Raw genomic sequence first — 15288 nt, 5'->3', positions numbered from 1 at the left:
ATGATAGTGTCCTAGTTTTTATTTTTTATATAATTTATCACGAGGGGACAATTTCTGATAGAGGGGGGAAATTTTCGTGAGCGAGAAAGAACATCGTGTGTCAAGAAGACAGTTTTTAAATTACACCCTTACAGGGGTAGGAGGCTTTATGGCAGCGGGTATTTTAATGCCGATGACGCGATTTGCGCTTGATCCGGTGTTACGAAAAGAAGCGGGAACGGATATGGTTGCTGTTGCGCAAGTAAAGGATATTACAACAGAGCCGAAACGTTTCGACTTTAAGGTGAAGCAGGTTGATGGTTGGTACAAGTCTGAAGAGCCAAAATCAGCGTGGGTTCATAAAGATGAAAGCGGAGACATTGTTGCGTTCTCTCCAGTATGTAAACATTTAGGATGTACAGTTAACTGGAATTCGGACAAAGCACATCCGAATCAATTCTTTTGTCCATGTCACGGGGGTCGTTACACAAAAGACGGGATAAACATTAAAGGCACGCCGCCCCTTGCTCCACTTGATGTATACGAATCTAAAGTGAAAGATGGAACGCTGTATCTAGGAAAAGCGAAGCCAAGAGGGGGTGCAAAGTAGATGCTAAATAAAATTTATGATTGGGTAGATGAAAGGTTAGATATTACACCAATATGGCGTGATATCGCTGATCATGAAGTACCTGAACATGTAAACCCGGCACATCACTTTTCTGCATTCGTTTATTGCTTTGGAGGACTTACCTTTTTCGTTACTGTAATTCAAATTTTATCTGGAATGTTTTTGACGATGTATTATGTGCCTGATATTAAAAATGCTTGGGAATCGGTTTATTATTTACAAAATGAAGTTGCATACGGGCAAATTGTTCGTGGTATGCACCACTGGGGTGCTAGTCTTGTAATTGTAATGATGTTTTTACATACACTTAGAGTTTTCTTCCAGGGTGCGTATAAAAAGCCTCGTGAGCTAAACTGGATTGTTGGTGTTCTTATTTTCTTTGTTATGTTAGGTCTTGGTTTTACCGGATATTTATTACCGTGGGATATGAAAGCGTTATTTGCTACGAAAGTAGGGATTCAAATTGCAGAGCAAACGCCGCTCATTGGTCCTTACATTAAAACATTACTCGCTGGTCATTCCGAAATTGTTGGCGCTCAAACATTAACTCGCTTCTTTGCTATTCACGTCTTCTTCTTACCAGCAGCACTTCTAGGTTTAATGGCCTTCCACTTCATCATGATTCGCAAACAAGGTATTTCCGGTCCACTATAAGAGATTGCTAAATTAAAGGGGAAAGAACTAAAGGAGGGAGATTATGCATCGCGGCAAAGGGATGAAGTTTGTAGGAGATTCTCGGGTACCAGTAGCTCGAAAACCAAATATTCCAAAAGACTATTCTGAATACCCAGGGAAAACAGAAGCATTTTGGCCAAACTTCTTGTTAAAAGAATGGATGGTTGGTGCAGTTTTTTTAATCGGTTATTTATGTTTAACAGTGGCGCATCCGTCACCGCTTGAAAGAATGGCGGATCCAACTGATGCTGGGTATATACCACTTCCAGATTGGTATTTCTTATTCTTGTATCAGTTATTAAAGTATTCTTATGCTTCTGGCTCATTTACTGTAATTGGAGCATTCATTATGCCAGGGATTGCGTTTGGCGCATTACTGTTAGCCCCATTTCTTGATCGAGGTCCAGAAAGACGCCCGTTGAAGCGTCCTGTAGCAACCGGGTTTATGCTTTTAGCAATTGCATCCATTATCTTTTTAACTTGGGAATCTGTAGCACACCACGACTGGGAAGCTGCAAAAAAACAAGGAGCAATTGTAAAAACAGCACCAGTTGATAAAAATGATGATGGTTATAAATTAATGCAAAAAAATACTTGTTTAACATGTCACGGTGACAATTTACAAGGCGGGGCAGCAGCACCGGCACTGCAAAACTTAACTTTAAAGCCAGAAGAAATTGCTAAGATTGCGAAAGAGGGAAAAGGTTCAATGCCTAAAGGGGTATTTAAAGGTACAGATGAGGAACTGAAGAAGCTTTCGGAATTCGTTGCAAAGTATAATAAAAAATAATAAAAAGCTGACTGCAAAAAAATTGTAGTCAGCTTTTTATTTTGATGAAAGAAAGTTTACTATATAATAGAGTAGAGTTTGAGGAAAGAATGACTTTGTTTGAAAGGTGTTGGACAAACAGCTTGATTTACTTGTATGCAATGTTAAGACAACGCTCCGTATTATTATTTTTATTAATTGTTAACATATTAGGTACAATATACGGATTTATATGGTATGGAAATCAATTAAAAGAAACTTCACCTATATTTTGGCCATTTGTACCCGATAGTCCTATGGCAAGTCTCTTTTTTGTCTTTGTCTTAATCGCTTTTTTAATAAAGAGAAATTGGGGATTAATAGAGGCGCTAGCGATTGTTACTTTAATAAAATATGGTATATGGGCTGTTGTTGTAAATGCAATTATGATCTATGTAAAAGGTCCTATTGGCCTTATCGGGTATATGTTAATGCTTTCGCATTTTGCGATGGCAGTACAAGCAGTGATATATGCACCGTTTTATCGAATGAAAAAATGGCATTTTGCGGTAGCCGCTATATGGACATTACATAATGATGCAATTGATTATTTATTTTGGCAAATGCCGAGATATGGAATTATGCATTTGTTTGTAGGAGAAATTGGTTATTTTACGTTCTGGCTAAGTATTGCAGTGCTTTGTATTACATATTATTATTGCTTACGTGAGAACAGAAAACAGTTTTCTTTATAATCGTTAGAACATGTAGGGGGAAAAAATGAAGAAAAATAAGAGTGGTACAAAAATATTGGATCGATTGATTACGATAGTTGTTTCATATAGCATAGCATTTTCTATATTTGCACTCGCAACAACGGCGGTGGTATACGGAAAATGGCTATATTATTTTGAAATTGATTTTTTAAACATCCCAGACTTAGCGGATATGACGAAGGCTGATATTAAAAGGAATTATGATGTGCTGATCACATATTTATCTCCGTTTTATGACGGAGCATTACAGTTTCCAACATTAGATATGTCTACAAATGGCCGTATTCATTTTGTAGATGTAAAAAATATTTTAGTAAAGATTCAATATGTGATGTATGTGACAATTATGATCGCAATAGCAGGCGGCATGTATTTATTAAAAAAGAAAAATGAAAAGTTTTTACTACACGGATCGATTTTAACAATTCTCTTTCCAATCGCGCTTATGTTACCGATCGCTATTAATTTTGAAAAGAGTTTTGTGTTGTTCCATAAGCTTTTATTCAGCAATGATTATTGGATGTTTGATATTGAAACAGATCCGATTATATTAATGTTACCAGAAGAATTCTTTATGCATGCTGCGTGTGTTATTTTATTATTTATTTTATGCGGTAGCATAATTTGTTTCAGTTTGTATAGATATTTCGTAAAAAAGAAAAAGATTTCAAAGGAAAAATTCTCTGTTTAAAGAGAATTTTTTTGTTTGTAAAACGATAATATATTTTTCGGTCCAGTTCTGTTCTATTCTTGTCCCAATTAACATATTTTGTACTAGTAGTTATAGGGGGGACCGTGATGAAGAGAACATTAATTGGATTGATAGCATTTCTAATTATAATGTTTCCGTTACGTATATATGCTGAAGAGTGGAGTGAACTAACAGGGTTGTTAGATGACTCCTTACAATTAGTGAAGCGTAATGAAGATGAAAAAGCAGTACAAGTATTACAGCATTTCTCGGAGCAGTTTGTCATAAAAGGGAATGAAAAGAAGCAAGAAGTAACGCCAGATCAAGTTAGAGTTATTTCGTTAGCTTACGACAAGGCGCAACAATCTCTCGCGGAAGAAGCTTTAAGTAAACAAGTTAAAATTGATAATGTGTTAGCCCTGCAGCTCGCTGTTGATGCACAAGTATCAAAGTATCAACCACTTTGGATGGAAAGAGAAGGAAAAGTGATGGATGCCTTTTCTCAAATGGAAAAAGCGATGTCGAAAGAAGATACGGGACAGTTTCAACAAACGTTAAACACATTCTTACATGAATTTAACATTATTTATCCAAGCTTAATGATTGCCCTACCAGAAAACGAAGTGCAACGTGTAAACGCTCATTTATCTTATTTGGATGAATTTCGTAACGTTATGTTAAAAACGAAAGGTGGGCAAATGCAATTAGGAATCATTAAAGGGGATTTGCAAAAAATATTTCACACAGTAAAAAAAGATGAAATTGCACCTTCTCTCATTTGGTTTATGACAATTACTGGAGGTCTTATTTTATTCACATTAACTTATGTTGGGTGGAGAAAGTATAAAGGAGAGAGAGAAAAAAGAAAAAGTAATGTACATTCTAAGAATAGATAATGTAATAAATAAAGACTCGGATTGTAAGGTTTATTCATTGACAATGGTGGCAGAAGAAAATAGAATGAGAAGTACTATAATTAAAACTTCAATGGAGGTTCATGATGTTTTATTTAATTTACTTCGCGATCATTTTGATCATACCGTTGTATGCACAGTCAAAAGTACGTAGTGCCTATAGCAAGTATTCACAAGTTTATTCAACATCAGGTATGACAGGAGCAGAAGTGGCTCGGAAAATCTTAGATGAAAATGGATTATACAACGTAGCTGTAGAAGAAACACCAGGTCATTTATCAGACCATTATGATCCAACTGCCAAAACAGTTCGATTATCAACAGATAACTATTACGGTCATTCAGTTGCTGGTACAGCAGTTGCAGCACACGAAGTAGGACACGCAATTCAAGATGCAAAAGATTATAATTTTATGCGTATTCGTCATTCGTTAGTGCCAGTTGCGAACTTTGGATCGAATATTTCTTGGATATTTATTATGATCGGTATTTTTGCATCGATGGCCAACATGATATTTTTAGGTATCATTTTAATGGCAGCAGGTGTTGTGTTCCAACTTGTTACATTACCAGTTGAGTTTGATGCATCAAAGCGTGCGATGCAACAAATTGAAGCGTTAGGTATCGTATCAACAGATGAATATGGGCAAGCTCGTAAAGTATTAAATGCGGCAGCATTAACATATGTAGCAGCTGCAGCTGTAGCGGTATTTGAATTATTACGTCTCGTATTGATTTATACTGGTATGCAGCGTAGCGATGACTAAAGACTATCAATTTTGATAGTCTTTTTTGTTTTATGAATTGAATTATATAATATATGGCAAGTAGCAATAATAGAAGTAATGTGGAAAGGTGGTGGGGCAAATGAAATATCCAAGTCATTTAGTAAAACAAGTGAAAGAACGTAGTGCTCCTTATCAGCTAGAAGGCTTTTTAAGTGGACAAGGTCCTGAAAGTCCAAAATTTATGTTGTTAGGAGAAGCGCCTGGTGAAACAGAAATTCATAATGGAATTCCGTTTAGCGGGAGAGCGGGAAAACAATTAATGGGGTTTTTAGAACGTATTGACGTTACAAGGGAAGAAGTATATATTACGAGCGCTGTCCGAAGTAGACCTTATAAGTGGCGAGAGAAAAAAGAACGAACTGGTGAAATCATACAGAAAAAATATAATAGAACGCCAAATCAAGGAGAAATACTTGCCCATGCGCCTTTGTTAGATTATGAATTAGAGAAAATAAATCCGAAGCTTATCGTCACCCTTGGAAATATCGGTCTTCAACGTTTAACAGGAAAAAATAAAAAAATAACAGATGTGCACGGACAATTATTAAAACAGCCCATTCAAAAATTAAAGGATATGCAAAGTGCAGCGTTTACATGGTCAGAGCAAGAATATCATATCTTTCCGACTTTTCATCCTGCTTCCATTTTTTATAATCGGAGTTTATTGGAGCTTATTTATGAGGATTTAGACAAACTTAAAAAATATGTAATAAAAAACTAGAAAAGCTAAAGAGCTTTTCTAGTTGCGTTTATGTATGTAACGGATTTTTATTTTCATCTAATGTAAAACCTTCACCAACTACATCATGCACGTCACTTACAGCAACAAAGGCGTGAGGATCTACAGAAGTAATAATATTTTTTAATTTCACGATTTCATTTTTAGCGACAACGCAATACAATACGTTCCGTTCCACTTTTGTATACGATCCAACAGCTTTTAAAAAAGTTGCTCCGCGCTCCATCTCAGATAAAATTTTGGCAGCAATTTCATCATTTTTATCTGAAATAATCGTTGCTCCTTTCGCCGCATAGGCTCCTTCTTGCATAAAATCAATGACTTTCGCCCCGATAAAAACAGCAACTAACGTATACATGCCTTCGCGGTATGATAAATATGTAAGAATAGAGACAATAATGACGATAGCATCAAACATAAACATCGTTTTCCCCATACTCCAGCCAACATATTTATGAGCGAGTCTCGCGATAATATCTACACCGCCAGTAGTCCCGCCATATTTAAATATTATGCCAAGACCGATACCAATAAATGCCCCTGCGAATAAAGCCGCAAGTGTCATATCGTTTTGTAAGTTTACATGTAAATTGAGAACCTCGTAACGTTGAAAAATCCATAGAAATAAAGATACGCTGAAGGTGCCGATTAGTGTATAAATAAATGTCGTTCTTCCAAGTAACTTCCAACCAATAAAAAATATAGGGATATTTAAAATTAAGTTTGAATAAGAAGGATCAAACTTAAATAGAAAATACAATAATAGTGTAATACCGGTAAACCCACCTTCTGCAAGGTGATTTTCAATATTGATATTTACAATACCGAAAGAAAAAATAGCGGAACCGATTAAAATGAAAATGATATTTCGAATCTTCAAATTTGATGTCATATAGAAATCCCCCTAATTATGTAAATGGCATTGCTCCGCTGAAACGGTAAAACATAATGATAAATTTCTAGTTGCTAGTGAAAATAGTGAAGGCTATAAAAAATGATTGGTTTAGGCTGATCTTTTGCGAAAAGCATGCAAAAGAAGTTTCACTTTACCCCGTTCCAACGGCTGGTAGGGGATAAAGCAAGGAAGCAGGGCGAACCAGCCGTAGGAACCCGATTGGTTTAGGCTGATCTTTTGCCAAAATCGCAAAAGAAAGTTTCACTTTATTATAGTGTATCCAAAAAAGGGTAGCAAATAGGTGTTTGGCGGGGAATAATATTTGTCAAATCGCGATGAATTGGCTAACATGAAAGAGGAAGGATTAGAGGTGAGTTGTATGGAAGCGAAAACGATGAAGGATATGCAGAAAGAAGTAGATGCATATATTGGTCAGTTTAAAGAAGGTTATTTTAGTCCACTTGCAATGATGGCTCGTTTAACAGAAGAAATGGGGGAGCTTGCAAGAGAGGTGAATCATTATTATGGTGAGAAGCCGAAGAAAACAACTGAAACAGAACGTAGTATTGAAGAAGAGCTTGGAGATGTATTATTTGTTATGATTTGTATGGCAAATAGTTTAAATATTGATTTAGAAACAGCACATAACATTGTAATGAATAAATTTAATACTCGTGATAAAGATCGCTGGACACGTATTGATGAGGGAGAGAAAGAATAATGAAAGAAATTAAAGTAATTATCGCTGGACCAAGAGGTCGTATGGGACATGAAGCAGTCCTTCTTATGGAAAGAACAGAACATTTTAATTTAGTAGCAGCAGTGGATTATAAGCATGGTGGAGAGAAAATCTCTGATTTACCGGGCATGCCAGCGCTAGATGCACCTATTTACGCAGATTTACATACTTGTTTAGAGGAAGTAGAGGCTGATGTGTTGTTAGATTTAACAACGCCAGAAGTTGGGAAACAACACGTTACATTAGCAGTTGAGCGTGGACTTCGTTCTGTTATTGGTACAACTGGATTTACAGAAGAAGAACTAAAGCAATTAACAGAGAATGCGAAAGAAAAAGCAGTAGGAACAATTATCGCTCCAAACTTTGCTATTGGTGCAGTTCTTATGATGAAATTCTCACAAATGGCAGCGAAGTACTTCCAAGATGTTGAAGTAATTGAATTGCATCATGATCAAAAATTAGATGCACCATCTGGTACAGCGGTAAAAACAGTAGAATTAATTCGTCAAAATCGTGAATCAAAGCAGCAAGGTCATCCGAATGAAGTAGAGCAACTAGAAGGTGCTCGTGGTGCAAATGTAGACGGCATTCACATTCATAGTGTACGTTTACCAGGACTTATTGCACACCAAGAAGTAATGTTTGGTGGGGACGGACAAATGTTAACGGTTCGCCATGATTCATTCAATCGTGCATCATTTATGTCTGGTGTAAAACTATCAATTGAGACAGTAATGAATCTAGATCATCTTGTGTACGGTTTAGAAAATATTATCGACTAAAGGGGAGACAACGGATGAAAATTGCCTTAATCGCACATGACAAAAAGAAAAATGACATGGTTTCGTTTGCATACGCATATAAACCAATTTTTGAACAACATGAATTATTTGCAACAGGAACGACAGGGCTTCGTATCATGGAAGCGACCGGTTTAGTTGTAACGAGATATCAATCTGGTCCTCTTGGCGGCGATCAAGAAATTGGTGCAATGATTGCAAAAAATGATTTAGACATGGTAATTTTCTTCCGCGATCCATTAACAGCACAGCCGCATGAACCGGATGTGAATGCGTTGCTTCGTTTATGTGATGTATATGCGATTCCACTTGCAACGAATATGGCAAGTGCTGAAATGTTAATGCACGCATTAGAGCGAGGAGATTTAGATTACCGCAAGTTAAGAAAATGAGGGGAACAATTATGAGTGGATTACATATATTAGCGTTTGGTGCTCATGCCGATGATGTTGAAATCGGCATGGCTGGTACCATTGCTAAATATACGAAGCAAGGGTATGAAGTAGGTATTTGTGATTTAACAGAAGCTGATCTTTCTTCTAATGGAACGATAGAGTTAAGAAAAGAAGAAGCTAAGGCGGCGGCTCGTATAATGGGAGTAAAAACGAGACTGAATTTAGCGATGCCAGACCGTGGTTTGTATATGAAAGAAGAGTATATACGTGAAATTGTAAAGGTGATTCGTACATATAAACCAAAACTAGTTTTTGCGCCGTATTATGAAGATCGTCACCCAGATCATGCAAATTGTGCAAAACTTGTGGAAGAAGCTATTTTTTCAGCTGGAATTCGTAAATATATGCCAGAGATTCCGCCACATCGTGTGGATTCTTTTTATCATTATATGATTAATGGTTTTCATAAACCGAATTTCTGTATAGATATTAGTGAATACGTATCGCAAAAGGTGGCAGCACTAGAAGCGTATGAAAGTCAGTTTTCAACAGGGAGTGATGGTGTGAAAACGCCGTTAACAGAAGGTTACGTTGAAACTGTAGTCGCTCGTGAGAAAATGTTTGGAAAAGAAGTTGGAGTCTTATATGCCGAAGGATTTATGAGCAAGAAACCAGTTTTATTACATGCTGATTTAATAGGGGGATGTAAATGAAATTAAAAATAGGTATTACATGTTATCCTTCTGTAGGTGGTTCTGGTGTTGTTGGAACAGAATTAGGAAAGCAATTAGCGGAACGCGGGCATGAAATTCATTTTATTACATCGGGTTTACCATTCCGGTTAAATAAAGTGTATCCAAACATTTATTTTCATGAAGTGACGGTAAATCAATACTCTGTATTTCAATATCCACCGTACGATTTAGCGTTAGCGAGTAAAATGGCAGAGGTTGCACAAAGAGAAAACCTAGACATTTTACATGTGCATTACGCAATACCACATGCCATTTGTGCTTATTTAGCAAAACAAATGATTGGAGAGCGTATTAAAATTGTTACAACCTTGCATGGTACAGATATTACTGTGTTAGGTTCCGACCCTTCGTTAAATAATTTAATACGTTTTGGCATTGAGCAATCCGATGTTGTGACGGCTGTCTCGCATTCATTAATTAACGAAACGCATGAGCTTATAAAACCAAATAAAGACATTCAAACGGTATATAACTTTATAGACGAACGTGTATATTTCAAGCGTGATATGACTCAATTAAAGAAAGAATACGGTATAAGTGAAAGTGAAAAGATACTCATTCATATTTCAAATTTCCGTAAAGTGAAACGTGTGCAAGATGTTGTGCAGGCATTTGCTAAAATTGTTACAGAAGTAGATGCGAAGTTGCTTCTTGTTGGAGATGGACCAGAATTTTGCACGATTTTACAGTTGGTGAAAAATTTACATATTGAAGATCGCGTCTTATTCTTAGGGAAGCAAGATAATGTTGCGGAGCTACTCGCGATGAGTGATTTAATGTTGCTTCTATCAGAGAAAGAGAGTTTTGGTCTTGTTTTATTAGAAGCGATGGCGTGTGGTGTACCTTGTATCGGAACAAGGGTTGGAGGTATTCCAGAAGTCATTCAACATGGGGAAACAGGATATTTATGTGAAGTTGGCGATACGACGGGAGTGGCAAATCAAGCCATTCAGTTATTAAAGGATGAAGAACTTCACCGTAATATGGGAGAGCGAGCAAGAGAAAGTGTTTACGAGCAGTTCCGCTCTGAAAAAATCGTCTCACAATATGAAACAATTTACTATGATGTACTAAGGGATGACAAAAATGAAAAGATTTAAAAAAGCTAGTTCTATTATTGAGACTTTAAAGCAACAAGGGCATGAGGCCTACTTTGTCGGCGGAAGCGTACGAGATCTTATTATTGATAGGCCGATTGGAGATATTGACATTGCGACATCTGCTTTACCAGAAGAAGTGATGGCTATATTTCCAAGACATATTCCTGTTGGTCTTGAGCATGGAACTGTAATTGTAGTAGAAAATGGTGAACCTTATGAGGTAACCACGTTTCGAACAGAGAGCGAATATGAAGATTTTCGAAGACCTAGTAGTGTTCAATTTGTTCGTTCATTAGAAGAGGATTTAAAACGTCGTGATTTCACAATGAATGCAATTGCCATGACAGAAGAAGGCGAAATGGTTGATTTATTTGCTGGACAGGAAGCGATTCAAAAGAGAGAAATTGTGACAGTTGGAAATGCTGCGGATCGTTTTCAAGAAGATGCCCTGCGAATGATGCGTGGTATTCGGTTCGTAAGTACGTTAGGTTTTTCTTTAGAAATGAAAACGAAACAGGCAATTGAAACATATGGACATTTACTCGAACATATAGCAATTGAGCGAATTACAGTGGAGTTTGAGAAACTGTTAACTGGCACATACTGCGTGAAGGGTTTGCAACAATTAGTAGAAACGAAGCTCTTTTCTCATCTGCCATATTTACAAATGTCAGAAGAGAGATTGTTACAAGCTACGCAGTATAAATGGGATTCTTTTGAAACAGACATTGAGGCATGGGCATTTTTCTTATATTGCATCGGGGAAGAACATCCATCTGTCTTTTTACGTCAATGGAAGTTTTCGAATAAAAAAATAAAAGATATCGTCGCAGTTTTATTAACAATCCGTACGAGAAAGGAGAAGGATTGGGATACAGTTCTTCTTTATAAAACGGGAATTCATATCGCTGAAATGGCAGAAAGAGTATATGAAGCGATGATTGAAAGCTATGATCATACATCTGTGAAACGAGTACAAACGTTGTTTGAAGCATTGCCAATCAAGAATCGCCAAGAAATGAATGTGACTGGGAATGATTTATTAAACTGGGCAAATAAAAAGCCAGGTCCGTGGGTTGCTGAAATGATTCAAAAAATTGAAGAAGCAATTGTACAAGGAAATGTAGTGAATGAGAAAGAGTGTATAAGGGAGTGGCTGCAAGAATGCAATCTACTATAAGAAAGCAGTTATTGCAAGTTTTTTCAGAAGCGGATGGCGAATTTGTATCTGGCCAAACGATTAGTGATAAGCTTGGTTGTTCAAGAACCGCTGTGTGGAAACATATGGAGGACCTTCGAAATGAGGGCTATGAACTTGAAGCTGTGCGTCGATTAGGTTATCGAATTGCAGGTAAGCCGGATAAAGTAACTGCTAATGAAATTCAGTTAGGGTTACAAACGAAACATATTGGTAGAACGGTATATTTCGAGGAATCTGTTGAATCTACGCAGCATATTGCAGCAAAACTTGCTTATGAAGGTGCAGAAGAAGGAACGATTGTTGTGGCAGAAGAACAAACATCGGGCAGAGGTCGTTTAAGCAGGAAATGGTATTCACCGAAAGGAACAGGAATTTGGATGAGTATTATTTTACGTCCATCAATCCCGGTTCATCATGCGCCACAACTTACTTTGTTAGCAGCTGTTAGCGTTGCACAAGCAATTGAAAAGTGCACGGGTGTAAACGTAGGAATAAAATGGCCAAATGATATTTTAATTCAAGGTAAAAAGGCTGTAGGAATATTAACAGAAATGCAAGCTGATCCTGATAAAATTAATGCTGTCATTATGGGGATTGGCATTAATGCGAATCAAAAGCAAGAGCATTTTGATGAGGAAATTCAGCATATTGCTACTTCTTTAGCGATTGAATCTGGTAAGCCAATTGTTCGCGCAGAGCTTATGCAACAAATCTTTTTACAACTAGAAAAATTATATGAAGCGTATTTACAAAATGGTTTCCCTGTCATTAAAATCCTTTGGGAAAGTTATGCTGTAAGCATCGGGAAAGAAATTACCGCTCGAACGATGAGAGAGACAATTACAGGGATAGCAAAAGGAATTACAGAGAATGGAGTATTGCTCCTCGAGGACCATGAAGGAAAATTACATCATATTCATTCTGCGGATATCGAAATTAAGTAAAAGAAGTTCCTATTAGGAACTTCTTTTTATTTGATGATTACTTTGCCTTCCATTCCTTTAAGGAGATGGTACCGACATATTAATTCATATGTACCAGCACTTGTAGGTTTCACGGTAATATTTTTTTCTTTTCCGGGCTCGACTACGACGTCAATTCCGAGTGTTTTTACTGTAAAGGTGTGCTCGCTTTTACCTTTGTTTTTCAAAAGTAATGTTGTGGATTGTTCAATCGGAATCGTGATGACATTAGGGTTAAAGTAATCATCATTCAGTTCAACCTCAATTACTTTCGTTGAATCGATAGGTTGTGTCACGACGTTAACTGAAGCAAATACATGGAAGGAGCTAAACGTTATCATCCCTACAATTATCATAAGAAAACCGGTAAGTCGAAATAACCATTTGTTCATAGACATTCGCAATTCTCCTTTTATAAGTATGTTTCCTCCATTAACCTGCATCATTATTTGAAGAGTTATACTATGCATGTAAATTAAGCTATTTGTCTTTCTATAATAGAGTGATGTGTAAAAATTTCACATACCGTAATGGAATTAAAAATTATTTTTTCAAAAAAATGTAGTAATTCCTTTTTGGAGTTTGCTATAATTAGTTCGAATATGGGCAGTATCAGAGCGAACTGCACCATCATTCAAAGCAATACGAAAAATAATAACTTGGATTCTGCCTTGATCCAATAACGGACTGGGACAGAGGGATGAATAATGCCGACTAACACACAACCCTTCTGCCCTTTTATGGCCAGAGGGGTTTTTTATATGATTTCGGCCATCTCCTCTCTCCTGCATAAAGGAGGAGTAGTTTTTGAAAACAAAAACAGATTTTTTGAAGATGAAAGAGCAAGGTGAGCCGATTACAATGCTAACGGCGTATGATTATCCATCTGCTAAGTTAGCAGAAGAAGCTGAAGTTGATATGATTCTAGTTGGAGATTCTCTGGGGATGGTTGTGCTCGGCTATGATTCAACAGTACCTGTAACAGTAGAGGATATGATTCATCATACGAAAGCTGTACGCCGGGGGGCAAAAGAGACGTTTATTGTAACTGATATGCCATTTATGTCGTACCATGTGTCGCCTCAAGATACGATGGTGAATGCACGTCGCATCGTTCAAGAGAGCGGTGCTCATGCATTGAAGGTAGAAGGTGCAGGAGAAGTGATATCAACGATTCATTACTTGACAAATGCGGGGATTCCTGTTGTAGCGCACTTAGGCTTAACTCCTCAATCTGTAGGAGTACTAGGTGGGTATAAAGTGCAAGGAAAAGATGCTGAAAGTGCAAAAAAGTTAATAGAAGATGCAAAGAGATGTGAGGAAGCTGGTGCGATAGCGCTTGTGTTAGAATGTGTGCCAATGCAGTTAGCAGAATTAATTTCGAAGCAACTAACAATTCCGACGATTGGAATTGGAGCAGGGCAAAAAGTAGATGGGCAAGTACTCGTTTATCATGATCTTATTTCATATGGCGTAAATCGTGTTCCAAAATTTGTGAAGCAATATACGTCTGTTCAAGAGGAGATTGTGAGAGGAATTTCACAATATGTTACTGAAGTAAAGACAGGACAATTTCCAGAAGAAAAACATTCATTCACAATGAAAGAGGAAGAATGCTTAGCGTTATACGGAGGAAACCAATAATGAAAATTGTAACTACAGTGCAAGAGATGCAGCAAATTACAAACGAACTGCGTGCAAGTGGAAAAAGTATTGGTTTTGTCCCAACGATGGGTTATTTGCATGAAGGCCATGCGACTTTATTACGTCAGGCAAGAGAAGAAAATGAAATTGTAGTGTTAAGCGTGTTTGTTAATCCGCTACAGTTTGGACCGAATGAAGATTTAGATCGATACCCTCGTGATATTGATAGGGATGAAAATGTAGCAAAAGAAAACGGTGTAGATTATTTATTTTATCCGAGCGTGGAAGAAATGTATCCAGCAGAACAAACGACAACAGTTGAAGTTGTAAAGCGTACCGATGTATTATGTGGCAAACAAAGACCGGGTCATTTTGCTGGTGTTGCGACTGTACTAATGAAACTATTTAATATTACATTACCAACGCGTGCTTATTTCGGTATGAAAGACGCACAGCAAGTTGCTGTCATTGAAGGGTTTGTTGCTGATTTTAATATTCCGGTTACAATCGTACCAGTAGATATTGTAAGGGAAGAAGATGGATTAGCGAAAAGTTCTCGTAACGTGTATTTGTCACAAGAAGAGCGTGAAGAAGTTCCTCATTTATACCGTAGTCTATGTATAGCGAAAGAAAGAATTGAGGCAGGGGAACGTAATGCAGAAATCATTACAACACTTGTGAAAGAGTATATTGAGATGCATACGCAAGGTACTGTAGATTATGCTGATTTATATGCATATCCTTCACTACAAGTAATGGATAAAATTGAAGGGCAAATCATTTTAGCAATCGCAGTTAAATTTGAAAATGTACGATTAATTGACAATATAACAGTAACGGTTAAATAAGGGGGAGC

At 37.1% G+C, this 15288-nt stretch carries 19 protein-coding genes; 17 read left to right on the top strand and 2 right to left on the bottom strand.

Annotation, left to right across the window (positions count from 1 at the left end):
* Nucleotides 1-76 precede the first annotated feature (76 nt).
* The 8 genes from qcrA to COL05_RS24715 all read left to right on the top strand — a co-directional run bounded on the left by qcrA (nucleotide 77) and on the right by COL05_RS24715 (nucleotide 5923).
* Entirely contained in the window at nucleotides 77-589 is a 513-nt protein-coding gene (qcrA, locus tag COL05_RS24750; protein ID WP_001290418.1) for a menaquinol-cytochrome c reductase iron-sulfur subunit, read from the top strand.
* Nucleotides 590-1264, top strand: a complete 675-nt coding sequence (gene qcrB / locus COL05_RS24745; RefSeq protein WP_000932700.1) for a menaquinol-cytochrome c reductase cytochrome b subunit — start codon at nucleotides 590-592, stop codon at nucleotides 1262-1264.
* A gap of 43 nt (nucleotides 1265-1307) precedes the next feature.
* Entirely contained in the window at nucleotides 1308-2075 is a 768-nt protein-coding gene (gene qcrC / locus COL05_RS24740) for a menaquinol-cytochrome c reductase cytochrome b/c subunit (RefSeq protein WP_000554603.1), read from the top strand.
* 122 nt (nucleotides 2076-2197) lie between these two features.
* Entirely contained in the window at nucleotides 2198-2788 is a 591-nt protein-coding gene (gene lhaT / locus COL05_RS24735) for a lipoprotein heptaprenylglyceryl N-acetyltransferase LhaT (protein ID WP_142337652.1), read from the top strand.
* 25 nt (nucleotides 2789-2813) lie between these two features.
* Nucleotides 2814-3500 (top strand): lipoprotein intramolecular transacylase Lit, encoded by a 687-nt coding sequence (lit, locus tag COL05_RS24730; RefSeq protein WP_098670514.1) that lies wholly within the window; start codon nucleotides 2814-2816, stop codon nucleotides 3498-3500.
* A 107-nt stretch (nucleotides 3501-3607) separates the two neighbouring features.
* Nucleotides 3608-4396: a sporulation protein YpjB gene (gene ypjB, locus COL05_RS24725; protein WP_098670513.1), complete on the top strand. Its 789-nt coding sequence runs from the start codon at nucleotides 3608-3610 to the stop codon at nucleotides 4394-4396.
* Nucleotides 4397-4500: 104 nt separating this feature from the next.
* Nucleotides 4501-5181: a zinc metallopeptidase gene (locus COL05_RS24720; protein ID WP_000499536.1), complete on the top strand. Its 681-nt coding sequence runs from the start codon at nucleotides 4501-4503 to the stop codon at nucleotides 5179-5181.
* A gap of 100 nt (nucleotides 5182-5281) precedes the next feature.
* Nucleotides 5282-5923, top strand: a complete 642-nt coding sequence (locus COL05_RS24715) for a uracil-DNA glycosylase (protein WP_098670512.1) — start codon at nucleotides 5282-5284, stop codon at nucleotides 5921-5923.
* A 28-nt stretch (nucleotides 5924-5951) separates the two neighbouring features.
* Here the strand turns inward: COL05_RS24715 and COL05_RS24710 are convergent, their stop codons facing one another.
* Nucleotides 5952-6833: a YitT family protein gene (locus COL05_RS24710; RefSeq protein ID WP_000203308.1), complete on the bottom strand. Its 882-nt coding sequence runs from the start codon at nucleotides 6831-6833 to the stop codon at nucleotides 5952-5954.
* 382 nt (nucleotides 6834-7215) lie between these two features.
* Here COL05_RS24710 and COL05_RS24705 point away from each other — a divergent pair, with 382 nt between their 5' ends.
* From COL05_RS24705 to COL05_RS24675, 7 genes are read left to right on the top strand one after another with little or no spacing between them, the layout of a single operon-like run.
* Nucleotides 7216-7557, top strand: coding sequence for a nucleotide pyrophosphohydrolase (locus tag COL05_RS24705; RefSeq protein ID WP_001992677.1), 342 nt, complete (start codon nucleotides 7216-7218; stop codon nucleotides 7555-7557).
* Nucleotides 7557-8357 (top strand): dihydrodipicolinate reductase, encoded by an 801-nt coding sequence (gene dapB, locus COL05_RS24700; RefSeq protein ID WP_098670511.1) that lies wholly within the window; start codon nucleotides 7557-7559, stop codon nucleotides 8355-8357. Before COL05_RS24705 ends, dapB begins: the two co-directional genes overlap by 1 nt.
* A gap of 14 nt (nucleotides 8358-8371) precedes the next feature.
* A complete protein-coding gene (gene mgsA / locus COL05_RS24695; protein WP_000684765.1) occupies nucleotides 8372-8767 on the top strand; it encodes a methylglyoxal synthase in 396 nt (131 codons plus the stop codon).
* Nucleotides 8768-8778: 11 nt separating this feature from the next.
* Nucleotides 8779-9483: a bacillithiol biosynthesis deacetylase BshB1 gene (bshB1, locus tag COL05_RS24690; protein ID WP_098670510.1), complete on the top strand. Its 705-nt coding sequence runs from the start codon at nucleotides 8779-8781 to the stop codon at nucleotides 9481-9483.
* A complete protein-coding gene (gene bshA / locus COL05_RS24685) occupies nucleotides 9480-10625 on the top strand; it encodes an N-acetyl-alpha-D-glucosaminyl L-malate synthase BshA (protein WP_098670509.1) in 1146 nt (381 codons plus the stop codon). The genes bshB1 and bshA overlap by 4 nt, the downstream gene beginning before the upstream one ends.
* Complete coding sequence (locus tag COL05_RS24680) at nucleotides 10612-11805, top strand: CCA tRNA nucleotidyltransferase (RefSeq protein WP_098670508.1); 1194 nt, start codon at nucleotides 10612-10614, stop codon at nucleotides 11803-11805. Before bshA ends, COL05_RS24680 begins: the two co-directional genes overlap by 14 nt.
* Nucleotides 11790-12770 carry a biotin--[acetyl-CoA-carboxylase] ligase gene (locus COL05_RS24675; RefSeq protein ID WP_098670507.1) on the top strand — a complete coding sequence of 327 codons (981 nt, stop codon included), beginning with the start codon at nucleotides 11790-11792 and terminating at the stop codon, nucleotides 12768-12770. Before COL05_RS24680 ends, COL05_RS24675 begins: the two co-directional genes overlap by 16 nt.
* A gap of 26 nt (nucleotides 12771-12796) precedes the next feature.
* On the opposite strand, the gene COL05_RS24670 is transcribed toward COL05_RS24675, so the two are convergent.
* A complete protein-coding gene (locus COL05_RS24670; protein ID WP_098670506.1) occupies nucleotides 12797-13186 on the bottom strand; it encodes a cupredoxin domain-containing protein in 390 nt (129 codons plus the stop codon).
* Between the two features lie 409 nt (nucleotides 13187-13595).
* Between COL05_RS24670 and panB the strand changes: the two genes are divergently transcribed.
* Both panB and panC read left to right on the top strand, forming a co-directional pair.
* Nucleotides 13596-14432: a 3-methyl-2-oxobutanoate hydroxymethyltransferase gene (panB, locus tag COL05_RS24660; protein ID WP_098670505.1), complete on the top strand. Its 837-nt coding sequence runs from the start codon at nucleotides 13596-13598 to the stop codon at nucleotides 14430-14432.
* On the top strand, nucleotides 14432-15280 hold the full coding sequence (gene panC / locus COL05_RS24655) for a pantoate--beta-alanine ligase (RefSeq protein WP_098670504.1): 849 nt from the start codon (nucleotides 14432-14434) through the stop codon (nucleotides 15278-15280). The genes panB and panC overlap by 1 nt, the downstream gene beginning before the upstream one ends.
* The last annotated feature ends 8 nt before the right edge of the window (nucleotides 15281-15288 follow it).

This window comes from Bacillus sp. AFS059628, from assembly GCF_002571225.1.
Taxonomy (GTDB): Bacteria; Bacillota; Bacilli; order Bacillales; family Bacillaceae_G; genus Bacillus_A.
The sequence above is the reverse complement of the archived record's forward strand: the minus strand, read 5'-3'. Positions and strand labels throughout refer to the sequence as shown.